This is a genomic window from Teichococcus aestuarii (assembly GCF_042651065.1).
GTDB classification, from domain to species: Bacteria; Pseudomonadota; Alphaproteobacteria; order Acetobacterales; family Acetobacteraceae; genus Pseudoroseomonas; species Pseudoroseomonas aestuarii.
In genome coordinates this window covers 1-22,339 of record NZ_JBHSCH010000040.1, presented here as the reverse complement: position 1 = coordinate 22,339, position 22,339 = coordinate 1, and the positions used below count along the sequence as shown (strand labels likewise).

The 22,339-nt window shown below is 72.3% G+C and carries 19 protein-coding genes and 2 tRNA genes; 15 read left to right on the top strand and 6 right to left on the bottom strand.

Annotated features, from left to right (window positions below):
- Positions 1-28 precede the first annotated feature (28 nt).
- The 6 genes from mreC to ACFOY6_RS15125 all read left to right on the top strand — a co-directional run bounded on the left by mreC (position 29) and on the right by ACFOY6_RS15125 (position 4,966).
- Complete coding sequence (gene mreC, locus ACFOY6_RS15150; protein ID WP_379634853.1) at positions 29-892, top strand: rod shape-determining protein MreC; 864 nt, start codon at positions 29-31, stop codon at positions 890-892.
- A 42-nt stretch (positions 893-934) separates the two neighbouring features.
- On the top strand, positions 935-1,444 hold the full coding sequence (gene mreD / locus ACFOY6_RS15145) for a rod shape-determining protein MreD (RefSeq protein WP_245906040.1): 510 nt from the start codon (positions 935-937) through the stop codon (positions 1,442-1,444).
- 1 nt (position 1,445) lies between these two features.
- The gene (gene mrdA / locus ACFOY6_RS15140; protein ID WP_379651579.1) at positions 1,446-3,392 is read left to right on the top strand and encodes a penicillin-binding protein 2; all 1,947 of its coding nucleotides are present in this window, start codon (positions 1,446-1,448) and stop codon (positions 3,390-3,392) included.
- The gene (gene rodA / locus ACFOY6_RS15135; RefSeq protein WP_379636100.1) at positions 3,392-4,537 is read left to right on the top strand and encodes a rod shape-determining protein RodA; all 1,146 of its coding nucleotides are present in this window, start codon (positions 3,392-3,394) and stop codon (positions 4,535-4,537) included. Before mrdA ends, rodA begins: the two co-directional genes overlap by 1 nt.
- 91 nt (positions 4,538-4,628) lie before the next feature.
- Positions 4,629-4,704, top strand: a tRNA-Lys gene (locus ACFOY6_RS15130).
- A gap of 186 nt (positions 4,705-4,890) precedes the next feature.
- A tRNA-Lys gene (locus tag ACFOY6_RS15125) sits at positions 4,891-4,966 on the top strand.
- An 84-nt stretch (positions 4,967-5,050) separates the two neighbouring features.
- Here ACFOY6_RS15125 and ACFOY6_RS15120 read toward each other — a convergent pair.
- The 5 genes from ACFOY6_RS15120 to ACFOY6_RS15100 all read right to left on the bottom strand — a co-directional run bounded on the left by ACFOY6_RS15120 (position 5,051) and on the right by ACFOY6_RS15100 (position 10,152).
- Positions 5,051-5,278, bottom strand: a complete 228-nt coding sequence (locus tag ACFOY6_RS15120; RefSeq protein WP_379634851.1) for a hypothetical protein — start codon at positions 5,276-5,278, stop codon at positions 5,051-5,053.
- Positions 5,279-5,514: 236 nt separating this feature from the next.
- Positions 5,515-6,588 (bottom strand): dTDP-glucose 4,6-dehydratase, encoded by a 1,074-nt coding sequence (gene rfbB, locus ACFOY6_RS15115; RefSeq protein WP_109515461.1) that lies wholly within the window; start codon positions 6,586-6,588, stop codon positions 5,515-5,517.
- 144 nt (positions 6,589-6,732) lie between these two features.
- Complete coding sequence (locus ACFOY6_RS15110; RefSeq protein ID WP_109515133.1) at positions 6,733-6,936, bottom strand: hypothetical protein; 204 nt, start codon at positions 6,934-6,936, stop codon at positions 6,733-6,735.
- A 244-nt stretch (positions 6,937-7,180) separates the two neighbouring features.
- Entirely contained in the window at positions 7,181-7,864 is a 684-nt protein-coding gene (locus ACFOY6_RS15105; RefSeq protein WP_109515134.1) for a Fe2+-dependent dioxygenase, read from the bottom strand.
- A 74-nt stretch (positions 7,865-7,938) separates the two neighbouring features.
- Complete coding sequence (locus ACFOY6_RS15100; RefSeq protein WP_109515135.1) at positions 7,939-10,152, bottom strand: TonB-dependent receptor; 2,214 nt, start codon at positions 10,150-10,152, stop codon at positions 7,939-7,941.
- Positions 10,153-10,289: 137 nt separating this feature from the next.
- Here ACFOY6_RS15100 and ACFOY6_RS15095 point away from each other — a divergent pair, with 137 nt between their 5' ends.
- The 7 genes from ACFOY6_RS15095 to mdoH all read left to right on the top strand — a co-directional run bounded on the left by ACFOY6_RS15095 (position 10,290) and on the right by mdoH (position 19,693).
- Entirely contained in the window at positions 10,290-11,570 is a 1,281-nt protein-coding gene (locus ACFOY6_RS15095; RefSeq protein ID WP_379651578.1) for an imelysin family protein, read from the top strand.
- An 11-nt stretch (positions 11,571-11,581) separates the two neighbouring features.
- Positions 11,582-12,922: a di-heme oxidoredictase family protein gene (locus ACFOY6_RS15090; RefSeq protein ID WP_379651577.1), complete on the top strand. Its 1,341-nt coding sequence runs from the start codon at positions 11,582-11,584 to the stop codon at positions 12,920-12,922.
- Positions 12,922-14,031 (top strand): imelysin family protein, encoded by a 1,110-nt coding sequence (locus ACFOY6_RS15085; protein ID WP_379634838.1) that lies wholly within the window; start codon positions 12,922-12,924, stop codon positions 14,029-14,031. The genes ACFOY6_RS15090 and ACFOY6_RS15085 overlap by 1 nt, the downstream gene beginning before the upstream one ends.
- A 4-nt stretch (positions 14,032-14,035) precedes the next feature.
- A complete protein-coding gene (locus tag ACFOY6_RS15080) occupies positions 14,036-15,133 on the top strand; it encodes a DUF1513 domain-containing protein (RefSeq protein ID WP_379651576.1) in 1,098 nt (365 codons plus the stop codon).
- Between the two features lie 85 nt (positions 15,134-15,218).
- Positions 15,219-15,884, top strand: coding sequence for a carbonic anhydrase (locus ACFOY6_RS15075; RefSeq protein WP_109515140.1), 666 nt, complete (start codon positions 15,219-15,221; stop codon positions 15,882-15,884).
- Between the two features lie 144 nt (positions 15,885-16,028).
- Positions 16,029-17,540 carry a glucan biosynthesis protein gene (locus tag ACFOY6_RS15070; protein WP_379651586.1) on the top strand — a complete coding sequence of 504 codons (1,512 nt, stop codon included), beginning with the start codon at positions 16,029-16,031 and terminating at the stop codon, positions 17,538-17,540.
- Positions 17,528-19,693 (top strand): glucans biosynthesis glucosyltransferase MdoH, encoded by a 2,166-nt coding sequence (mdoH, locus tag ACFOY6_RS15065; protein WP_379651575.1) that lies wholly within the window; start codon positions 17,528-17,530, stop codon positions 19,691-19,693. The genes ACFOY6_RS15070 and mdoH overlap by 13 nt, the downstream gene beginning before the upstream one ends.
- Positions 19,694-19,727: 34 nt before the next feature.
- Here the strand turns inward: mdoH and ACFOY6_RS15060 are convergent, their stop codons facing one another.
- Positions 19,728-20,093: a hypothetical protein gene (locus ACFOY6_RS15060; RefSeq protein ID WP_379634832.1), complete on the bottom strand. Its 366-nt coding sequence runs from the start codon at positions 20,091-20,093 to the stop codon at positions 19,728-19,730.
- 187 nt (positions 20,094-20,280) lie between these two features.
- On the opposite strand from ACFOY6_RS15060, the gene ACFOY6_RS15055 reads away from it, so the two are divergent.
- Positions 20,281-21,705, top strand: coding sequence for a M20 family metallopeptidase (locus ACFOY6_RS15055; protein ID WP_379636096.1), 1,425 nt, complete (start codon positions 20,281-20,283; stop codon positions 21,703-21,705).
- 144 nt (positions 21,706-21,849) lie between these two features.
- On the top strand, positions 21,850-22,339 hold a 490-nt coding region (locus ACFOY6_RS15050; RefSeq protein WP_379651574.1), incomplete at its 3' end, for a cellulose binding domain-containing protein.

The window sequence follows — 22,339 nt, the reverse complement described above, 5'->3', positions numbered from 1 at the left end:
CCGCCCCTCCGGGGCGGATGGAGGCCGTGTGATCCGTCTCAGCATTCCGCTGCGTCAGGCCCTGGCGCGCCTGTCCATGCCCGTCCTGGTGGCGGCCGCCTTCGGCACCATGCTGCTCGGCAAGGCCGACACGGTGCTGGTGGAGCGTGCCCGCATGACCCTGGCCGACGCCCTGGCGCCGATCTACGGCGTCATCGCCGAGCCGATGGGCACGGTGCGGGACGCGGTGCAGGAGCTGCGCTTCCTGGCGGCCATGCGGGAGGAGAATGCCCGGCTGCGCGCCGAGAACGAGCGTCTGCACCGCTGGCAGGCCGCCGCCCTGGCGCTGGAGACGGAGAACGCCCTGCTGCGACGCCAGCTCCGCTACGTGCCGGAAGGGGCGGCGAGCTTCCAGACCGCCCGGGTGGTGGCCGATGCCGGCGGCACCTATGCCCGTGCCGTTCTGCTCTCTATCCAGCCCGGCCAGACCCCGCGCAAGGGTCAGGTGGCGCTGGACGAGCGGGGCCTCGCCGGGCGCGTCAGCGAGGTGGGCAGCCGCTCGGCCCGCGTGCTGCTGGTGACCGACATGAACAGCCGCATCCCCGTGGTGCTGGAGGGCAGCCGCTCCCGCGCCCTGATGGTGGGCACCAATGGCGAGCGCCCGCGCCTGCAGCACTGGCCGGAGGGCGCGCCGCCGCAGGAAGGCGAGCGGGTGGTGACCAGCGCCGAGGCCAATGTGTTCCCCGCCGGCCTGCCGGTGGGCATGGTGCGCTGGACGGAGGGCGGCGTGGCCGAGGTGGAGCTGTTCGCCCGGCTGGACCGGCTGGATTTGCTGCGCATCTTCGAGTTCGGCCTCTCCGGCATCCTGCCGCCGGAGGCGGTGGCCCGCCCCGAGCCGCGCGCGCGGCGCTGAGCCGGGCCGGACCCCCGCATGAAAGGGCGGCCGCAGCCACCCATGGGCCTGCTGCGCCGGCTGGACGCGCTGGCGCGCGCCGCCTTCCCCGCCGTGAGCACGGCGCTGCTGATGGTGCTGGTCTCGACCCCGGTGGGCCTGCCCTCGGCGCTGCCGGCGGTGACGCTGGGCTGCGTGTTCTTCTGGTCGGTGTTCCGCCCCGGCACGATGGGGCCGCCGCTCTGCTTCCTGCTCGGGCTGCTGCAGGACCTGCTGGGCTTCGCGCCGCCCGGCATCGCCGTGCTGACGCTGCTGCTGACGCATGGGCTGGTGCTGCGCATCCGCCGCTTCCTGGCGCGGCAATCCTTCTGGGTGGTGTGGCTGGTCTATGCGGGGGTGGCGGCGGCGGCGGCGGCGCTGGGCTTCGTGCTGCAGGCCGTGCTCTCCTGGCGGCTGCCCGCCCTGGCGCCCGCCCTGGTGCAGTTCGCCCTCAGCGCCGGCTTCTACCCGGGCGTCGCGGCGCTGCTGACCGGCATGCACAAGGCGATGCGCCGGGCGGAGGATCTGGCCTGAGATGAGCAAGCGGGACGAGGAACGCCGCCGCGGCGTGTTCACCCGGCGGGCGCTGCTGCTGGGGGCGGGGCAGCTCGGGCTGTTCGGCTTCCTGGGCTACCGGCTGCAGAAGCTGCAGCTCGAGGAGGGCGAGCGCTACGCGACGCTGGCCGAGGAGAACCGCGTCTCCACCCGCCTCATCGCGCCGCCGCGCGGCCGCATCCTCGACCGCGACGGGCGGGTGGTGGCGGCCAACGACCTGAACTGGCGCGTGCTGCTGACCGCCGAGCAGACCGAGGATGTCGGCGCCACGCTGGAGACCTTCAGCCACCTCGTGCCGCTGAGCGAGGCGGAGCGCGCCCGCATCGAGCGCGACATCCGCCGCCGCCGCCGCTTCGTCCCCGTCGTGGTGCGCGAGTTCCTCTCCTGGGAGGAGATGGCCCGCATCGAGGTGAACGCGCCGGACCTGCCGGGCATCAGCGTCGATGTCGGCACCACGCGCCACTACCCCTATGCCGAGCACCTGGCGCATGTGGTGGGCTATGTGGCGCCGCCCGCCGACACGGAGGAGGACGACGACCCGCTGCTGCTGCTGCCCGGCATCCGCGTCGGCCGCAGCGGCATCGAGCGGCACCACGACCGGCTGCTGCGCGGCCGCGCCGGCACGGTGCAGATGGAGGTCAACGCCGTCGGCCGCGTCATCCGCGAGCTGGACCGGCGCGAGGGCGTGCGCGGCCAGGACCTGCAGGTCTCGATCGATGCCGAGCTGCAGAAGGCGGTGCGCAACCGGATCGAGGAGGGCACCAGCGTTGTCGTGCTTGATGCCCGAAACGGCGAGGTGCTGGCCATGGCCAGCCAGCCCTCCTTCGACCCGAACCTGTTCAGCTCCGGCATCTCCTCGGCACAGTGGCGGGAATGGACGCGCAGCCGCGCCACGCCGCTGATCAACAAGACCACCAACGGCCTCTACGCCCCCGGCTCCACCTTCAAGATGGTGGTGGGCCTCGCCGCGCTGGAGGCCAAGGTGGTGACGCCCACCGAGCGCATCTTCTGCCCCGGCCATTACGACCTGGGCGACAGCCGCTTCCATTGCTGGCAGCGGCGCGGCCACGGCAACATGGACCTGCGCGCGGCGCTGAAGAATTCCTGCGACGTCTATTTCTACGAGGTGGCGCGCCGCATGGGCATCGACCGCATCGCCGCCATGGCGAAGCGCCTCGGCCTCGGCGTCGATCTGGAGCTGGAGCTGCCCGGCACCCGCGCCGGCTTCGTGCCCACGCGCGAATGGCGCACCCGCCAGGGCAAGGCCTGGAACCTGGGCGACACGGTGGTGCATGGCATCGGCCAGGGCTTCTACCAGCTCACGCCCCTCTCGCTCGCCACCATGGCGGCGCGGCTGGCCACGGGGCGGGCGGTGCAGCCGCACCTGACCCATGCCGTCTCCGGCCGCGCCGTGCGCGGCGTGCGCGCCGAGGACTGGCCGGGCCTCGGCCTGCCGGAGCGCGACCTGCGGCTGATCCGCGAGGCGATGTGGTCGGTGGTGAACGAGGAGGGCGGCACCGCCCGCGTGGCGCGGCTGCCGGCCGCCATGGGCAGCATGGCCGGCAAGACCGGCACCACCCAGGTGCGGCGCGTCTCGCGCGAGCAGCGCGAGCGCGGATTCCGGGTGGAGAGCCTGCCGCGCGAGTGGCGGCCGCACGCGCTGTTCGTCGCCTTCGCGCCCTATGAGAACCCGCAATACGCCATCTCCGTCGTCGTCGAGCACGGCACCAGCGGCTCCGGCGCCGCCGCGCCGCTGGCGCGCGACGTGATGGTGGAGGTGATGAACCGCCTCCGCCCCGTGGTGGCCGCGGCCACGCCGCCGCCGCAGCAGGCCGCCGCCCCGCCAGATCCCCCGCCACCCGGTCCCCCGCCACCCGGTCCCCCGCCACCCGACCCCCCGCCACCCGAACGGGAGCGCCGCCGATGATGGTGTTCGAGCGCCGCCTGCTGCTGCGCGACCGCGGCACCGGCGTGCTGGAGAAGCTCTGGCTGATCCCGTGGAGCTTCGTGCTGCTGCTCTGCGCCGTGGCGGCGGTGGGCTATGTGGCGCTGTACTCGGCCGGGGGCGGCGCGCCGGAGCCCTATGCCAGCCGCCACGCGCTGCGCTTCGGCTTCGGCCTGGTGATGATGCTCTCCATCGCCATGATCGACATCCGCCTGATCGCGAGGCTCTCCTGGCTGGGCTACCTGGCGGGGGTGGGGCTGCTGGTGCTGGTGGCGCTGCACGGGCAGGTGGGCAAGGGCGCGCAGCGCTGGATCGAGCTCGGGCCGATCCAGCTGCAGCCCTCGGAGCTGATGAAGATCATGCTGGTGCTGGCGCTGGCCCACTGGTTCCACCGCGCCAGCTGGGAGCGCGCCGGCAACCCGCTCTTCCTGCTGCCGCCGATCCTGGCGACGCTGATCCCGGTCGGGCTGATCCTGAAGCAGCCCAATCTCGGCACCGGGCTGATCACGCTGATGATCGGCGGCGCGGTGTTCTGGGCCGCCGGGGTGCGCTGGTGGAAATTCGCCATCCTGATCGGCGCCGCGGCCGTCATCGCGCCGATCGCCTATGAGCATCTGCACGACTACCAGCGCGCCCGCATCAACACCTTCCTCGACCCGGAGAGCGACCCGCTGGGCGCGGGCTACAACATCATCCAGTCCAAGATCGCGCTCGGCTCGGGCGGCATCTGGGGCAAGGGCTTCCTGCAGGGCACGCAGGGCCACCTGAACTTCCTGCCGGAGAAGCAGACCGACTTCATCTTCACCATGCTGGCCGAGGAGTTCGGCCTGGTCGGCGCCATGACGACGCTGGTGCTGCTGGCCCTGGTGGTGTTCTTCGCGCTGGCCGTGGCGCTGCGCTGCCGGCACCAGTACGGGCGGCTGGTCGCGCTCGGGCTTGGCGTGAACTACTTCATGTATGTCTTCGTCAACATCGCCATGGTCACGGGCAGCATTCCCGTGGGCGGCGTGCCGCTGCCGCTGATCAGCCACGGCGGCTCGGCCATGCTCACCTCGATGCTGGGCTTCGGCCTGCTGATGTCGGTGCATGTGCATCGCGACGCCGAGTTCGGTGCCGCGCGGGAGTGAAAAAGTCACGAAAGAGGGTTGCCTTCGCGGGCGGATCGGCTAAAAGCCCGCCCACGGATGCGGCCGGCGGAGACGCCGTTTCATCCCGGTGGGGCGCATAGCTCAGTTGGTAGAGCAGCTGACTCTTAATCAGCGGGTCCTAGGTTCGAGCCCTAGTGCGCCCACCACCTTCCTCATTCCTGATGCGTGACGAAAGCCGAAGCCGCGAGGCCACGGCTTTTTCTGTTTTTCAGCGCCGGGAAGGCAGGGCGGCGCAGGCCGAAAAGGCATCCGTGGCATCTTGCCGGGGTTGGCCGGATCGGCTAGAAGCCCGCCCAAGGACGCGGTGGCGCAAGCGCCATGGCATCCCGGTGGGGCGCATAGCTCAGTTGGTAGAGCAGCTGACTCTTAATCAGCGGGTCCTAGGTTCGAGCCCTAGTGCGCCCACCATTCCCACCCTCCCTTGCGGGATCTGCGGAAGCCGGAGCCGGATGGTTGCCGGCTTTTTTCGCGTCCTTCCTCCGGGCGGTTCCGTCACGCCGTACTGCCGGACAGCGCCCGTTCCATCATCGCATCCCACTCGGCGGCGCTGCACAGCGCGTCGTGACGGGCGAGCGCGAGCGAGGAATAGGCCCGCGGGGCGGTGCCATCGACCTCCAGCGTATAAGGTCGTGGCCGCCCGATATGCAGCCGGATGCGGATAGGATAGCCGCTGAGGCAGAGGGTAAGGTCTTCGGCCTTGGGGATCCAGCCTTCGGGCATCAGGGGCGCCCTTCTCGGAAAACCGGTGACGACCGGGCCAGACAATCAACCCCGTCCGGGCGCGACAAGGCAAAACTCGTGAAGCCTTGGCAACGGTTCCGTTGCGCCTGGATGGCGGCTTGCCAGGGCGCTGCAGGACCACCCGGCAAGCCCTTGTCGAGACTAGGGGGGCGGAGCCGATCCCCGGCTGCCGCCCCTGGTCATCACGAAGCCGCGCGCCGGCGCGCGGCGCCGGATCAGCCGGCCTTGGCTCCGGTCTCCAGCAGGCCGAGGCGCTGGCCGGCATAGCGGCCCTCGCGCAGCGGCTGCCACCACCAGGCATTCTCCAGGTACCAGCGCACCGTCTTCTCGATGCCGGTGGCGAAGGTCTCCTGCGGCTGCCAGCCCAGCTCGCGCCCGATCTTCTCCGGGTTGATGGCGTAGCGGCGGTCATGCCCGGGGCGGTCGGTGACGAAGGTGATGAGGCGGCGGCGCGGGCCGGCCGGGTCCGGGCGCAGCCGGTCCAGCAGGTCGCACACCGCCTCGACCACGTCGATGTTCCGCATCTCGGCCTTGCCGCCGATGTTGTAGGTCTCGCCCGGGCGGCCCTGGCGCACCACCGTGGCCAGCGCCTTCACATGGTCCTCGACGAACAGCCAGTCCCGCACGTTGCTGCCATCGCCGTAGACGGGCAGGGGCTTGCCCTCCAGCGCGTTGAGGATGATCAGCGGGATCAGCTTCTCGGGGAAATGGTACGGCCCGTAATTGTTCGAGCAGTTGGTGACCATGGTGGGCAGGCCGTAGGTCTCGTGCCAGGCGCGCGCTAGATGGTCGGAGGAGGCCTTGGTCGCCGAATAGGGCGAGCGGGGATCGTAGGGCGTGGTCTCGCTGAAGGCGGGGTCGTTCGGCCCAAGCGAGCCATACACCTCGTCGGTGGAGACGTGCAGGAAGCGGAAGGCGGCCTTGGCCTCGCCCTCCAGCGTGTTCCAGTAGCCGCGCGCCGCCTCCAGCAGGGCGAAGGTGCCGACCACGTTGGTGTGCACGAAGGGCGCCGCACCGGCGATCGAGCGGTCCACATGGCTCTCGGCCGCCAGGTGCATTACCGCATCGGGGCGGAACGCGTCGAAGGCGGCGCGCATGGCGGCGCCGTCGGCGATGTCGGCCTCCAGGAAGGCGAAGCCCGGCTTGTCCTCGCAGGCGGCGATGGAGCGGCGGTCGCCGGCATAGGTCAGCTTGTCCACCACCAGAACGGCGGCGCCCAGATCCAGCGCCAGATGGCGCACCAGCGCCGAGCCGATGAAGCCCGCGCCGCCCGTTACAACGATACGCACCAAGTCATTCCCTCACAGACAATGGGGCCGAAAGACGCGGGCAGGAGCCGTTCCATGGAATCCCGCGTCAGCTCACGCCCCTATGGAGGGCAGAGAATGGCGGCTTCATGGCGTCGCCGCCAGAGAAGCCGGCCGGATTGCCGCTCAGCCGGCCTGGCGCACCGGCGGCAGGCCGGTTTCCTGCAGGGCGGCGCGCACGCGGCGCTGCATGGCGGCCGGGGTGGGAAAGATGATTCCCTCCGCGCCCCGTGCGGCGGGATCGATGGCGATGAAGCGCAGCGAGCCGTCCTGGGTCACCGCGACGCCGACGAAGCGGCCGTCGATTTCGACGGGCCGGGATCTGATCATGGAAGGCGGTCCTGGGTCGGCCGTTCCAGGCCGGGCTGAAGGGGTATCCGGCGGCTCAGGCCCTGCGCGCAGCCGGGCGGACCGGGTACCGCGCCCAGGGCAGTCAGAACACGCCGGCGCCCTCCATGACGGGACGTACACGGCAAAGCAACAAGCTTTTGCGTGGGGTCTGGTCTGTCAAGCAGTTGTGTGGAAAGCACGGCGCGGCAGGCTTTTCCGGCCGCGGACGTGCTGAAGGCGCGGGCTACATCTCCACCCACTGCCGCAGCAGGTTGTGGTAGGCGGCCGTCATGCCGAGCACGCCGGGGTGGTTGTCCGGCAGGTCGGCGCGGGTGCGCATGATGGCGAGGTCCATCTCGTAGAGCAGGCGGCGCTGGCCGTCATCCTTCACCATGGACTGGGTCCAGAAGAAGGAGGACCAGCGGCTGCCGCGCGTCACCGGCTCCACGCGGTGCAGGCTGGTGGCGGGGTAAAGAACCATGTCGCCGGCCGGCAGCTTCACGCTCTGCGTGCCGTAGGTGTCCTCGATCACCAGCTCTCCGCCCTCATACTCCTCGGGCGGGGTGAGGAAGAGGGTGGAGGAGACATCCGTGCGGATGCGCTGCATGGCGCCGGGGAGGAAGCGGATGGCGTTGTCCACATGGGCGTGGAAGGTCATGCCCACGTCGTAGCGGTTGAACAGCGGCGGAAACACGCGCAGCGGCAGCGCCGCCGTGGTGAAGAGCGGGTTGCGGCCGAGGGCGCGCAGGATGATGTCGCCCAGCTCGCGCGCCTGCGGCGAGTCCTCCGGCACCTGGAGGTTGTGCTTGGCCTTGCCGGATTGCTCGCCGGCGGTGACGCGGCCATCCACCCAGGCGGCGCGCTCCAGCACCTGGCGGCAATGGGCGACTTCCTCGGGGGTCAGGACCTGGGGGATGCGGACCAGCATGATGATGTCGTTTCAGCGGGAGGGTGGGGGAGGGGCGCCGCCGCGCGGCGGCGCCCCGGACGCGCCAGCGCGGCTCAGAAATCCGCCGCCAGGGTGAACAGGATGGTGCGCCCGGCCGAGGGGATCACGCGGTTGGCCCACAGCCCGTCATAGTTCAGCGCGTTGCCAAGGTTGTAGCCGTTCACCTGCACCCGCAGATTGTCGTTGATGCGGTGCGAGACCAGCGCGTCGACGGTGAGGGCGGCGGGCACCTCGGCGGTGTTGGCGGCGTTGAGGAACACCTTGTCGCGCCAGGTGACACCGCCGCCCAGGGTCAGGTTCCAGGGCGTCTGGGCGCCCAGCTCGTAGGTGGTCCAGAGCGAGGCCGCGTGGTCGGGCACGAATTGCACCTTCTTGCCCACATTGGCGGCGGTGGTGGACTTGGTGGTCTCGCTGTCCATGGCCGTGTAGCTGGCGTTGATCATCCAGGCGGGGGTGACCTGCCCGGTCAGGCCGATCTCGATGCCCTGGTTGCGCTGCTCGTCGCTGGTCTGGATGAAGGTGCTGCCGTCGCCGTTCGGGTCGGGGGTCTGCGAGTTCTTCTTGTCGATCCGGTAGAGCGAGCCGTACAGGCCGAGCCGATTCTCCAGGAAGCCGACCTTGGCGCCCACCTCGTAGAGCGTGTTCCGCTCCGGGTCGAAATTGCTGTTGAAGCCGCTGGCCGTGAAGGGCTGCGTGCTGAACAGGAAGCCCGGCGGCGTGGTCGAGGTGGAGTAGGTGGCGTAGTAGGTCTGGTTCGGCGCCGGCTCCCACACCAGCGAGGCGCGGGGGTCGACCACGGTGTGGCTGGGCTTGGCCTCGGCGCGCACGCCGGTGGAGTAGGTGACGGTGTCGTATTCCACCTCGAAGCGGCTGACGCGCACGCCGCCGATGATGGAGAATTCCGGCGTCAGCCACAGCCGGTCGCTCAGGAAGGCGGCGTAGGTGGTGTTGCTGCCGTTGCGCTGGTAGCTGGGCGCGCCGCGGTCCAGCGCGATGTCGCCCTGGCCGCCGAAGACCGACAGCGCCGGCCGGGTGCCGGTGTAGCCGTAGCCGGTGCGCTCGAAATCCTCGTACATCAGGTCGATGCCGCCCACCAGCTCGTGCCGCAGCGGGCCGGTGGTGAAGCGCGCCGTGGCGGTGGCGACGTTCTGCACCGCCCAGCTTTCCTGATGGTACGGGTTGCCGGCGCCGCTCGCCGTCACCGTGCCGCTGCGGTTGCGGAACCAGGGGGTCACGCAGCTCGCCGCCGCGCAGCTGACGATCGAGCTGGCGTAGTCGCGGTCGATGAAGCTCACCCGCGTGTCGTTGGCCAGGGTCAGCCAGTCATTCACCGTGTGGTTCAGGCGTGCGGTGAAGACGTCCGTGGTCACCTCGTCGCGGTCGCTGCTGAGGCCGTACCAGGTGCCGCGCGGCAGGCCGTACTCGGTCAGCGGACGGCCGATGGTGCTGCCGGGCGCCGTCACCACCGGGATGCCGGAATCGGTGGCGTTGTCATACTCGTAGTGCTGGTAGTGCAGCGTCAGGGTGGTGTCGGTGCCGAGGCCGAAGGCGATCGAGGGGGCGATGCCCCAGCGGCGGCTGTCCACCCCGTCGCGGCCGACCACCTCGCTCGACTGGCCCATCAGGTTCAGCCGCAGCGCGGTGGTCTCGCCGATCTGCTGGTTGATGTCGAGCGTGCCGCGGGCATAGGGGCCGCTGCCGCCGGTGGCGGTGGCCGAGTAGCTGTTGCCGAGGCGCGGCGTGCGCAGCCCGACGGCGACGGCGCCGCCCACCGTGCCATTGCCCAGCGCGAAGCCCGAGGGCCCCTTGATGACCGAGACATCCTCGTAGGTGAAGGCGTCACGCGTGTAGGCGCCGAAGTCGCGCAGACCGTCGGTGTAGATGTCGTTCTGCGCCGCGAAGCCGCGGATGCGGAACTGGTCGCCGTTCACGCCGCCATTACCCTCGCCGATCGAGGCGGTGATGCCGGGGACGTTGCGCAGCGCCTGCTCCAGCGTGGTGACGTTCTGCTGCTCCAGCACCTCGCGCGGGATGACGTTGATGACCTGCGGCGTGTCCTGCACCGAGCCGGGCAGGCGGGAGACGGGCGCGGCGCGTTGCAGCGTGTTGGCCGGCGCGGTGCCCTGCACATCGACGGTGGGGAGCACCAGCCCGCCCTCCGGCGCCGCGGCGCCCTGGGCCAGGGCCGCGCCAGGGAGGCCCATGGCGAGGCCCGCCATCCAGGCGGCATGCGATGTCGGGGGCTTGGTCCCGCTCTGGGTCGTCATCGGCGAATCCTGCGAATGAGAATGCTTCGCATTTCCTTTAGGACGTGCGGTTACTTTTCGTCAACAAGCCGTGCGGTGATTCTTGCAAGTGCGACTTGCTTGCAATACCAGCAGGGCCCGCACCCGGAGCATCGACCATGCAACGTCGCACCCTGGCCGCCGGCCTGTTCCTTGCCCCCGCCGCCCTGGCCGCGAAGATGCGCCCCGCCTTCTCCGCGGCCGCCCCCGGGCAGGCCGGCCAGCGCGCCGTGCTGCGCCACTACGCCGATCTGGGCCAGGCGATGTTCGAGGACTGCCTGGAGACGGGCCGCGCCCTGCGGCAGGCGGTGGACAGCTTCCTCGCCGCTCCCTCGGAGGAGGGGCTCGCCGCCGCGCGCCGTGCCTGGATCGCCGCCCGAGCGCCTTATGCGCAGACCGAGACGCTGCGCTTCGGCAACCCGGAGGTGGATGCGTGGGAAGGCCGCGTGAACGCCTGGCCGCTGGATGAGGGGCTCATCGACGATGTCGATGCCGGCTACGGCACGGAAAGCGACGAGAACCCGCTCTATGCCGCCAACATCATCGGCTCCCGCAGCCTGCGCCTGGGCGACGAGACGCGCGACCTCTCGGCGCTGACGGCGGAGGCCCTCGAAGCGCTGCACGAGGCGGGGGAGGTCGAGGCCAACGTCACCATCGGCTACCACGCCATCGAGTTCCTGCTCTGGGGTCAGGACCTGAACGGCACCGGCCCCGGCGCCGGCCGGCGCCCCTTCACCGACTACACCACCGCCGCCAATGCCGACCGGCGCGGGCAGTATCTGCGCATCGTCACCGGGCTGCTGGTGAAGGACCTGGAGGAGATGGTGGCGCAATGGTCGCCGGGCGGCGCCATCCGCCGGCGGCTGGCGGCGAACCCGGCGCCGGAGGGGCTGGCCGCCATGCTGGCCGGCATGGGCAGCCTCTCCTATGGCGAACTGGCGGGGGAGCGGATGAAGCTCGGGCTGCTGCTGCACGACCCGGAGGAGGAGCAGGACTGCTTCTCCGACAACACGCACAACAGCCACCGCGGCAATGTGCTGGGCATGGTGGCGGTGTGGCGCGGCGAGTATCGCCGCGCCGACGGGCGCGTGCTGCGCGGCGCCAGCCTGCGCAACCTGGTGGATGGCACGGACCGCCGCCTGCGCGAGGAGATGGACGCCCGCCTCGCCGCGACGCTGGCCGCCTTCGACGCCCTGGCGAAGCGCGCCGAGACGGTGGAGGCCTACGACCAGATGCTGGCCGAGGGCAACCGGGAGGGCAACGCCGCCATCCAGGCGGGCATCGACGCGCTGGTGGCGCAGACGCGCAGCATCGAGCGCGTGGTGGCGGTGCTGAAGCTGCCCGCCGTCTCGGTGGAAGGCTCGCAGAGCCTCGACGACCCCGCGAAGGTCTTCAAGTAGCCGCGCCGGCGGTGGCGGCGGCCCTGCCCTGGCGGCGCGGCGTGTGGCGCCGCGCCCGGCTGCTGGTGGTTCCCGCCCTGGCCGCGCTGGCCCTGCCGGCCGGGGCGGCCTTGTCCGCCGACCGGGATTTCCGCCTGGAATTCCGCCTGGGCGAGAGCGTGTTCCAGCGCCTCTGGGTGCCGGCGCCCGCCTCGGCCCGCTCGGCCGATGGGCTCGGCCCCCTCTACAACGCCCGGGCCTGCGAAAGCTGCCACCCGCGCGCCGGGCGCGGCCCTTCGCCCCCCGGCACGGGCGAGGCGCCGGCGGGGCTGGTGGCGCGCCTGTCCATCCCCGCCGCCACGCCGCCGCAGCGGGCGCTGCTGGAGGAGGGGCGCCTCGGCCTGATCCCCGACCCGCGCTATGGCGCGCAGCTGCAGCCTCTCTCCGCGCCGGGCCTGCCGGGGGAGGGGCGGCTCGCGCCGCGCTGGCAGGAGCACCGCGTCACCATGGCCGACGGGCTGGTGGTGGCGCTGCGCCAGCCGCGCCCCCGGCTGGAGGAACCTGGCCATGGCCCGCCCGATCCGGGTCTGCGCCTTTCGCTCCGGCTCTCGCCGCCTCTGCTCGGCCTCGGCCTGCTGGAGCAGGTGCCGGAGGCGGAGATCCTCGCCGCCGCCGATCCGCAGGACCGCGATGGCGACGGCATCCGCGGCCGGCCCAACCGCGTCGCCGGCGGGCGGCTCGGCCGCTTCGGGTGGAAGGCGACGGAGCCGGACCTGCCGGAACAGGCCGCCGCCGCCTTCGCGCTCGACCTTGGCCTCTCGACGCCGCCGCGCCCGGACCCCTGGGGCGACTGCACCCCGGCCCAGCCCGCCTGCCGGCAGGCGCCGCATGGCGGGGCAGCGCCCCACCAGCCCGAGGTGGCGCCGGCATTGTTCGCCCTGACCGTGTTCTATGCCCGCAACCTCGCTCCTCCGCCCCGCCGTGCCGTGGAGGCGCCCGGGGTGCGCCAGGGCGAGGCGCTGTTCGGCGCGCTGGGCTGCGCCGCCTGCCACCGCCCGCGGCTGGCGACGGCCGGCGGCGCGCCCATCGCCCCCTATACCGACCTGCTGCTGCACGACATGGGGGAAGGCCTCGCCGATGGCCACGCCGAGTGGCAGGCGGGCGGGCAGGACTGGCGCACCGCGCCGCTCTGGGGCCTTGGCCTGGCCACCGCCCGCCCCGGCGGTGCCGGGCTGCTGCATGACGGCCGCGCGCGCTCGGCGCTGGAGGCCATCCTGTGGCATGGTGGCGAGGCCCTGCAGGCCCGCGACCGGGTGCTGGGCCTTCGCGCCGAGGACCGCGCCGCCCTGCTGACCTTTCTGGATTCCCTCTGATGCCGCTCGCCCGCCGCGCCCTCCTGTCCTTCGGCATCCTGGCCGTGCCGCTGCGGCTGCTCGCCCCCGGCACGGCGCGGGCCGCGCCGGACGAGGCCGCCTTCCGCGCCCTCAACCGCGCGGCGGTGGAGCAGGTGCTGCTGCCCGCCTACCGGCGCTTCGCCGAGGCCACGGCCAACCTCGCCGCGCGGCTGGACGCGCTGGCCCGGACCCCGCAGGAGCAGCCGGCGCTGGAGGCGGCGCGGGAAGGCTTCGCCCGCGCCATGCTGGCCTGGCAGGAGATCCAGCATGTGCGGGTGGGGCCGGCGGAGCTGTTCAGCCGCCACCCGCGCATCCAGTTCTGGCCCGATCCGCGCAACGCCATCGGGCGGGACCTCTCCGCCGCCATCGCGGCGCGCGACCCGGCGGCGCTGGAGGCCCGCGCCAACGCGCTGGGGCAGGTGACGACGCAGGGCCTGCCGGCGCTGGAGCGGCTGCTCTATGGCGAGGAGGCGGTGGCGCGGCTGCGCGCCGGCGATGCCGAGGCGGCCTATAGGGGCGCCCTGCTGCGCGCCATCGGCGGCAATCTCTCCACCCTGGCGCAGGACATGCTGGCCGGCTGGACCGGCGGCGAGACCCCCTACGGCGCCGCGCTCGCCGAGCCGCGCCCGCCCTATGCCACGCCGCAGGAGGCGACGCTGGAGCTGTTCAAGGCGCTGCACGCGGCGGTGGAGATGGTGGCAGACCGCAAGCTGACGCGTGCCCTCGGCAGCTCGGCCGGCACGGCGCGGGCGCAGCTGCTGGAGGCATGGCGCAGCGGCCTTTCGGGGCAGGCGGTGCAGTCCAATCTCGCGGCGGCGCGCGCACTCTATGAGAGGGCCTTCGCCCCCGCCCTGGCGGCCGGCGGCGAGGCGGAGCTGAAAGGGCTGCTGGACCGTGCCTTCGCCCAGCTCGGCGCCTCGGCCGCGGCGATGCCGCTGCCGCTGGAGTCGGCCATCGGCGACCCGGCCCGGCGCGAGGCGGTGGCGGTGGTGCAGCGGGAGGCGGCGGCGCTGAAGGCGCTGCTGGCCCAGCGGCTGGCGCCGGCGCTCGGCATCCCGCTCGGCTTCAACGCGCTGGACGGGGACTGACCGGGTGCGCCGCCGCGACCTGCTGCTGGGCGCCCTGCTGGCCTCCGATCTCGCCTCCTGGCCGCGGCGCCCGGCGCGCGGCGCCTCGCCCCTGGTGCTGGGCGCCTGGCGCGTACCGGGGGAGGGGGACCATGCCGGCGCCTTCGCCCCCGGCAATGGCGGCGTGCCGCTCGACCTGCGGCTCACGGCCCGCGCGCATGGCTTCGCCGCGCATCCCGCCCGGCCGCTGGTGGTGGTGTTCGGCCGCCGCCCGGGCTGGGAGGCGCTGGTGGCCGACCTCGCCACGGGCACGCTGCGGCAGGGCTTCGCGCCCCCGGAGGACCGGCATTTCAACGGGCATGGCCTGTTCGCGCCGGATGGCAGGCTGCTCTACGCCACCGAGACGCGGGTGGCGGACGGCGCCGGGCTGATCGGCGTCTACGACGCCGCGGACGGCTTCCGCCGCGTGGCCGAGTTCGCGACCGGCGGGCGGGACCCGCACGACATGCGCCTCGCGCCCGGGGGCGCGGCGCTGGTGGTGGCCAATGGCGGCATCTTGACCCACCCCGATGCGCCCCGGGCGAATCTCGACCCGGCGGGCATGGACCCGTCCCTGGTGCATCTCGACCCGCGCGACGGGCGCGTGCTGTCCACGGCGCGCTTCGCGCCGGCGATGAACCGGCTTTCCATCCGCCATCTGACGCCGGTGCCGGGCGGCACGGCGGTGGCCATGCAGTTCGAGGGCGACGAGGCGGAGGCCGTGCCGCTGCTGGCGGTGCAGCGGGGCGAGGGGGCGCTGCGTCCGCTGGCGCTGCCGGAGACGCTGCGCGCCGCCTGCCGCAACTATATCGGCAGCGTCGCCACCGACTCCGCCGGGGCGGTGCTGGCGGCCACCAGCCCGCGCGGCGGCGTGGCGCTGTTCTGGGATCTGGCGGCGGGGCGCGCGCTGGGCTCGGTGCCGCTGGGCGATGTCTGCGGCGTGGCGCCCGCCGGCGCGCCGGGGCGCTTCATCCTGGCCAGCGGCCATGGCGCGCTGCTGGAGGCCGATGCCCGCAGCGGCGCCACGCGCCCGCTGCCGGGGCCGCGCGGCGCCTGGGACAACCACCTGCTGCGCGTCGGGTGAGCGGGGCGGCTGTTGACACGGGCCGTAAACCGCGCATCTCCCCGCGCGAGGAAACGGCCAATTCACCTGCCACCAGGGATGCCTCATGGAAAACCCGCCGAATCAGCCGCCCGCCGGCAAGCCGGATGACCTCGACACGCTGTTCGATGGCTACCGCCGCTTCCGCGCCGAGGTGTGGCCGGAGCGCCGCCGGCTGTTCCAGGACCTGGCGCGGGACGGGCAGAGCCCGCGGGCCCTGGTGATCGCCTGCTCCGACAGCCGCGTCGATCCGGGGATGGTGTTCAACGCCGCGCCGGGGGAGCTGTTCATCGTCCGCAACGTGGCCAACCTCGTGCCGCCCTATGAGCCGGACCGCTCCTACCACGGCACCAGCGCGGCGCTGGAATTCGGCGTCTGCGTGCTGAAGGTGCCGCGCATCATCGTGCTGGGGCATGCCATGTGCGGCGGCGTGCAGGCGCTGCTGCGCGGCTTTCCACCCGGGGCGCAGGATTTCGTCGAGCCGTGGATGACCGGCATCGCGCAGGAGGCGCGCCGCCGCACCCTGGCCTGCGAGCCGACCGACGCCGAGGCCGCCCAGGCGCAGTGCGAGCTGGAGACCGTGAAGCTCTCCCTGCGCAACCTGATGACCTTTCCGTGGGTTGCCAGCCGGGTGGCGGAAGGGACGCTGGCGCTGCATGGCGGCTCCTTCGACATCCGCACCGGCGTTCTCTCCTATCTGGCCGAGGATGGCAGCTTCACGGCGGTGGCTTGAAAAAGGCCGAATTTAACCGCATTCGCGGCGCCTGATCGGGGCCGGTCAGCGTCAGCGGGGCCGGGCGCGCAACCCGCCGCCCCCCCGCGCGTTCGCTGGTCGCCGCCGGAAAGGGAGTTGCCTGCTGTGAACCGCCGCGACGCCATGCTCGCCGCCTTGTCCCTCTCCACCGTCTTCCTGGCGGAGGAGACGACCCATCTGTCCGCGGCCCAGGCGGCAGGTCCCGACGAGACGCCCTTCGACCCCGGCACGGTGCGCGAGACGGCGCGGCGCCTGGCGCAGCAGCCCTACAAGGCGCCGCCCGACGGCCTGCCCTCGGGCCTCACCGACCTGACCTACGACCAGTACCGCGACATCCGCTACCGCCCGGCGCAGGCGCTGTGGCGCGAGGGCGGGCTGCCCTTCCAGGCGCAGATGTTCCACCGTGGCTTCCTCTACAAGTCGCGCGTGGACATGTACGAGGTGGCGGGCGGCATGGCGCGGCCCATCCGCTACAGCCCCGAGCTGTTCGACTTCCAGAACATGCCGCGCCCGGCGGCGGAGGATCTCGGCTTCGCCGGCTTCCGCCTGCACGCGCCGATCAACAGGGCGGAGTATTACGACGAGGTCTGTGCCTTCCTCGGCGCCAGCTATTTCCGCGCCGTGGCGCGCGGCCAGATCTACGGCCTCTCGGCGCGTGGCCTGGCGATCGGCACGGCCGACCCGAAGGGCGAGGAGTTCCCGCTCTTCCGCGCCTTCTGGATCGAGCGCCCGCGCGAGGGGGTGAACGCCATCACCGTCCACGCCCTGCTCGACAGCCCCTCCTGCGCCGCGGCCTTCCGCTTCGGCATCCGCCCCGGCCGCGTCACGCTGTTCGACGTGGAATCCACCATCTTCCCGCGCGTGGACATGGCGACGGCCGGCGTCGCGCCGCTGACCAGCATGTTCTGGTTCTCGCCGCTGAACCGCGCGGGGCGCGACGACTGGCGCCCGGCGGTGCATGATTCCGACGGGCTGCTGATGTTCACCGGCCGCGGCGAGCGCGTCTGGCGCCCGCTGAACAACCCGCGCGACCTGCAGCTCTCCGCCTTCGGCGACGTCAACCCGCGCGGCTTCGGCCTGATGCAGCGGCGGCGGGATTTCGACAGCTACGAGGACCTGGAGGCACGCTACGAGAAGCGCCCGAGCCTCTGGGTTGAGCCGATCGGCGACTGGGGGGAGGGCGCGGTGCAGCTGGTCGAGATCCCGACCAGCGGCGAGATCCACGACAACATCGTCGCCTTCTGGCGCCCGAAGGACCCGCTGCGCGCCAAGGGCGAGTACCGCTACACCTTCCGCCTGCACTGGTGCGACGAGGCGCCGGGCAGCCCGGAGCTGGGCCGGCTGATGTCCACCCGCTCCGGCGCCTCCTGGACACAGGGCGGGCGGCTCTTCGTCATCGACGCCACCGGCGGCGCGCTGGACAACCTGGCGCCGGATGCGAAGCCCGAGGCGCTGGTGACGGCCAGCCGCGGCGAGGTCCGCAACGTGGTGGTGCAGCGCAACCCGGAGACCCAGGGCTGGCGCATCAGCTTCGACCTGTTCCCCGGCGATGCGCGCGCCGTCGAGCTGCGCGCCGAGCTGAAGGCCGGCCCCGAGGCGGTGGCCGAGACGCTGCTATACCGATGGACGGCGTGACGCGGCCGGCTGCCGCCCCTCCGGCGCCTGGAGAGGAGGGCTGGCGGGCCCTGCCGCCGGAGGCGCCGCTGGCGATGCCGGTGCAGTCGCTCCGCGCGCGCCCCACGGTGCGGCCGGGCGGCCGCCCCTCGCAGCTGACGCTGGTCTGGCTGCGGCGGCTGCTGGTGATCGGCGCGGCGATCGCGCTCACCGCCTTCGCCGCGCGCGAGATGTGGCTGGTGCTGGGCAGCGGCAAGCCCACCGCCCTGCAGGGCATCGTGCTGGTGCTGTTCGTGGTGCTGTTCGCCTGGATCGCGCTGTCCTTCAGCAGCGCGGTGTGCGGCTTCCTGCGCCTGCTGGCGGGGCCGGACCGGCGGCTCGGCATCGCCCCCGATGGCCCGCCGCCGATGCCCGGCGTGAAGACCGCGCTGCTGATGCCGACATACAACGAGGACCCCTCCCGCGTCATGGCGGGCCTCCAGGCGATCCATGAATCGCTTGCCGCCGCCGGCGCGCTGGAGCGGTTCGACATCTTCATCCTCAGCGATACCACCCAGCCCGAGATCTGGGTGGCCGAGGAGGCCGCCTTCCTGGCCCTGCGCGAGCGCACGGGCGATGCCACCCGTATCTTCTACCGCCGCCGGCCGAAGAACACGGAGCGCAAGGCCGGCAACATCGCCGACTGGGTGCGCCGCTGGGGCGATGCCTACCCGCAGATGCTGGTGCTCGACGCCGACAGCGTCATGGAGGCCGACACCATCCTGCGCCTGGCCGACGCCATGGAGCGCCACCCGGATGTGGGGCTGATCCAGACCTTACCGATCATCGCCGGCGGCAACACGCTGTTCGCGCGGATGCAGCAATTCGCCGGCCGCGTCTATGGCCCGCTGATCGCCGAAGGCATCGCCTGGTGGCACGGGGCAGAGGGCAATTACTGGGGCCACAACGCCATCATCCGCACCCGCGCCTTCGCCGATGCGGCCGGCCTGCCGGAGCTGCACGGCCGCAAGCCCTTCGGCGGCCACATCATGAGCCACGATTTCGTCGAGGCGGCGCTGATGCGGCGCGCCGGCTGGGCCATCCACATGGTGCCCTGGCTGCGCGGCACCTATGAGGAGAGCCCGCCCTCGCTGATGGACCTCGCCATCCGCGACCGGCGCTGGTGCCAGGGCAATCTGCAGCACGCGTCGGTGCTGCCGGCGCGCGGGCTGCACTGGGTCAGCCGGCTGCACCTGCTCACCGGCATCGGCAGCTATATCACCGCGCCGATCTGGCTGCTGTTCCTGGTGATGGGCGTCGTGCTGGCCATCCAGGCGCGCTTCATCCGCCCCGAATACTTCCCCGCCGGCCCCAGCCTCTTCCCCGACTGGCCGGTGGTCGATCCGGTGCGCGCCATGTGGGTGTTCATCGGCACCATGGCGCTGCTGCTGGCGCCGAAGCTGATGGCGTGGTTCGCGCTGCTGTTCCATGCGCGGGACCGGCGCGGCAGCGGCGGCGCCATCCGCGCCTTCCTCTCGATACTGGTGGAGACGCTGGTGGCCGGCCTGCTGGCGCCGGTGACGATGCTGACCCAGTCCGTCGATGTGGTGGGCATCCTGCTCGGCCGCGACTCCGGCTGGAACGCGCAGCGGCGGGACGATGGCAGCCTGCCGCTGGGGCAGGTGGCGCGGCTCTACTGGCGGCACACGCTGTTCGGCCTGGCCTTCGGCGGCGCCGCTTGGCTGGTCTCGCCCTATCTGGCGCTGTGGATGTCGCCCGTCGTGCTGGGGCTGGCGCTGGCCATCCCGCTGGCGGCACTGACGGCGCGGCGCGACATCGGCGTCGGGCTGCGGCGCCTCGGCCTGCTGATGACGCCGGAGGAGCGGGAGACCCCCGCCGTGCTGGCCCGCGCCCGCCAGCTTCAGCAGGAGCTGACGGCGGCGGCGCCGGAGCCGGATGTGCTGCGCCTGTTCCGCGAGCCGGCGCTGCTGGAGGCGCACCGGGGCATGCTGCCGCCGCCGCGCCGCCCGCGCCTCGACCCGCTGGACACGGCGCTGCTGCTGGGCCTCGCGCGGCTGGAGGAAGCGGAGAGCCTGGCGGAGGCCACCCGCCTGCCGCGGGCCGAGCTGGCCGCCGTGCTGGCCGATGCGCGCGGCCTGCGCCGGCTGGAGGCCCTGGCGGCCGGCCAGCCCTGAGCCGGCGGTGTCCGGGAGGCGCCGGGCGAGCCGCTCATCCCAGGATGTCGATGCTTTCCTCCGCTGGTTCCTGGCTCCCCTGCTGGCCGCTCCGGTCGGCCTGGTAGCTGCGCTGGATCGTGGCGATGGCGGCGAGCGGGGCCGCCTCGCCGAGATCTCCTCCATCGGCCGGTCCTTCCAGCATCTGGAAGGCGGATTCGGCCGGGGCGCGCCGGCCGGTGCCGGCGCCCGTGTTGCCGCCGCCCGCATTGCCGCCGCCCCCATGCTCGCCATCCGTCTGCCTGGTGGCGGCGACGTGCCGGGCCGCCAGGACGCGGCGCTGCTCGGCGCGGCGCGTCTCGGCACCGGCCGCGTGGCCGGCGGCGACGAAGCCATGGGCGCGGATGACAATGTCGAACATGAGAGGGGCTCCCCGCCCTGCGGCCCTCGGGCCATCCATCTCAGAATTCAGCGTCCGCGCAGCCTATGAGAACGCGGTTAGGAAAGGATGAACGGCCGCCGGCCCGGCCCGGGCGGGCCGCGGGCCTCGACAAGCCGCCGCCCCGGACGCAGTTTGACGGCCACCAATCGGAACGAGGGGGGTGGCGATGCACAACACCGAGGAAATCTGGCGCCTGGTCGAGGCGCATCAGGACGCCTTCATCGAGCTGAGCGACCGCGTCTGGGGCATGCCGGAACTGGCCTATGCCGAGTTCCGCTCCGCCGCCGAGCACAAGGCGGCGCTGGAGGCGCATGGCTTCCGCGTCACCACCGAGCTCGCCGGCATCCCGACCGCAGTGATGGGCGAGGCGGGCGAGGAAGGCCCGGTCATCGCCATCCTCGGCGAGTATGACGCGCTGCCGGGCCTCAGCCAGGAAGCCGGCGTGGCCGAGCATCGCCCGCTGCCCGGCGACGGGGTGGGCCATGGCTGCGGCCACAACCTGCTGGGCGCCGGCGCCATGCTGGCGGCCACGGCGGTGAAGGACTACCTGGAGAAGAACGGCATCAAGGGCCGCGTGCGCTACTATGGCTGCCCGGCCGAGGAGGGCGGCGCCGCCAAGGCCTTCATGGTGCGCGAGGGCTGCTTCCGGGACGTGGACATCGCCATCTCCTGGCATCCGGCGCCCTTCGCCGCGGTGAACGAGGCGAACTCGCTGGCCAATTGCCGCATCGACTTCTCCTTCGTCGGCCGCTCCAGCCATGCCGCCGCCGCGCCGCATCTCGGGCGCTCGGCGCTTGATGCCGTCGAGCTGATGAATGTCGGCGTCAACTACATGCGCGAGCACATGCCGAGCGACGCGCGCATCCACTACGCCTATCTCGACGCCGGCGGCATCGCGCCGAACGTGGTGCAGGGCACGGCCAAGGTGCGCTACCTGATCCGCGCCACCGACCTGCCGGGGCTGCAGGCGCTGATCGCCCGCGTGCGCAAGATCGGCGACGGCGCGGCGCTGATGACCGAGACCAGCGTGACCACCAAGGTGGTCTCCGCCGTCTCCAACCTGCTGGCCAACACGCCGCTGGAGCGCGCCATGCAGGACCAGCTGGAGCATCTCGGCCCGCCGCCCTTCGACGACGAGGACCGCGCTCTGGCCGCCGAGTTCCAGAAGACCCTCTCGGACGAGGACATCGCCAGCGCCTTCAAGCGGATGGGCGTGCCGGTGCGCAAGGGCGTGCCGCTGGCCGACCAGATCATCCCGCTCGAGGCCAAGGGCGCGGCCATGGTGGGCTCCACCGATGTGGGCGACGTCTCCTGGGCGGTGCCCACCGTGCAGGCGCGCGGTGCCACCTATGCCATCGGCACGCCGGGGCATAGCTGGCAGCTCACGGCGCAGGGCAAGTCGGGCATCGCGCACAAGGGCATGGTGCATGTGGCGAAGGTGATGGCGGGCGTCGCCGTCGAGGCGCTGCGCGACCCGTCGCTGATCGCCCGCGCCAAGGCCGACCACGCCGCGCGCACCGAGGCGACCCCCTATGTCTGCCCGCTGCCGCCGGAGCTGAAGCCGCCGGTGAAGATGGCCATGCCCGGCTGAAGCCGGGCGGCGAGGTCCGGCGGCCACGCGCCGCCGGATCGCTCCAGGCGCGATAAACACGCCTCGTAATAAAATCTAGAGGTTCGATCCGGTCCTTCGCTTCGGATATGGTGGCCGCACCATTCACCGGCGGAGACGATGCCCGTGGCATCAACCCTCACCTACAGCGTGTCCAACCAGTGGAGCGGCGGCTTCATCGGCAATCTTGCGGTGCAGGGCGGGGCAGGAGGGCTGAATGGCTGGACCATCGCCTTCGATGCCGGATTCGAGATCACCAATCTCTGGGGCGCCGAGATCGTCAGCCATGTCGGCACCCGGTATGTGCTGCGCAGCCTGAGCTGGAACGCGGTGGTGCCGCCCGATGGCGCCGTCAGCCTGGGCTTCCAGGCGGCCGGCAGCGCCGCCAGCCTGCCCCAGGGCCTGAGCCTGAACGGCATGCCCACGACGGGTGGCGACACGCCGCCTACCCTCTCCATCACCGATGCCAGCGTGATGGAAGGCGGGGATGGCACGCGGGAGCTGGTCTTCACCGTGACGTTGGACCGCGCCGCCGCAACGGCGGTGACGGTGAACTACGCCACCACCGATGGCACCGCGGCCGCCGGCGTGGACTACACCGCGCTGCAAGGGCAGC

Coding starts and splice junctions, on each gene's coding strand:
- ACFOY6_RS15095 (WP_379651578.1), top strand. CDS start 10,290: ATGCAACGTCGCACCCTGGCCGCCGGCCTGTTCCTTGCCCCCGCCGCC.
- mreD (WP_245906040.1), top strand. CDS start 935: ATGGGCCTGCTGCGCCGGCTGGACGCGCTGGCGCGCGCCGCCTTCCCC.
- ACFOY6_RS15105 (WP_109515134.1), bottom strand. CDS start 7,864: ATGCTGGTCCGCATCCCCCAGGTCCTGACCCCCGAGGAAGTCGCCCAT.
- ACFOY6_RS15055 (WP_379636096.1), top strand. CDS start 20,281: ATGCACAACACCGAGGAAATCTGGCGCCTGGTCGAGGCGCATCAGGAC.
- ACFOY6_RS15085 (WP_379634838.1), top strand. CDS start 12,922: ATGCCGCTCGCCCGCCGCGCCCTCCTGTCCTTCGGCATCCTGGCCGTG.
- ACFOY6_RS15070 (WP_379651586.1), top strand. CDS start 16,029: ATGCTCGCCGCCTTGTCCCTCTCCACCGTCTTCCTGGCGGAGGAGACG.
- mdoH (WP_379651575.1), top strand. CDS start 17,528: ATGGACGGCGTGACGCGGCCGGCTGCCGCCCCTCCGGCGCCTGGAGAG.
- rodA (WP_379636100.1), top strand. CDS start 3,392: ATGGTGTTCGAGCGCCGCCTGCTGCTGCGCGACCGCGGCACCGGCGTG.
- ACFOY6_RS15110 (WP_109515133.1), bottom strand. CDS start 6,936: ATGATCAGATCCCGGCCCGTCGAAATCGACGGCCGCTTCGTCGGCGTC.
- ACFOY6_RS15075 (WP_109515140.1), top strand. CDS start 15,219: ATGGAAAACCCGCCGAATCAGCCGCCCGCCGGCAAGCCGGATGACCTC.
- ACFOY6_RS15120 (WP_379634851.1), bottom strand. CDS start 5,278: ATGCCCGAAGGCTGGATCCCCAAGGCCGAAGACCTTACCCTCTGCCTC.
- ACFOY6_RS15100 (WP_109515135.1), bottom strand. CDS start 10,152: ATGACGACCCAGAGCGGGACCAAGCCCCCGACATCGCATGCCGCCTGG.
- mrdA (WP_379651579.1), top strand. CDS start 1,446: ATGAGCAAGCGGGACGAGGAACGCCGCCGCGGCGTGTTCACCCGGCGG.
- ACFOY6_RS15060 (WP_379634832.1), bottom strand. CDS start 20,093: ATGTTCGACATTGTCATCCGCGCCCATGGCTTCGTCGCCGCCGGCCAC.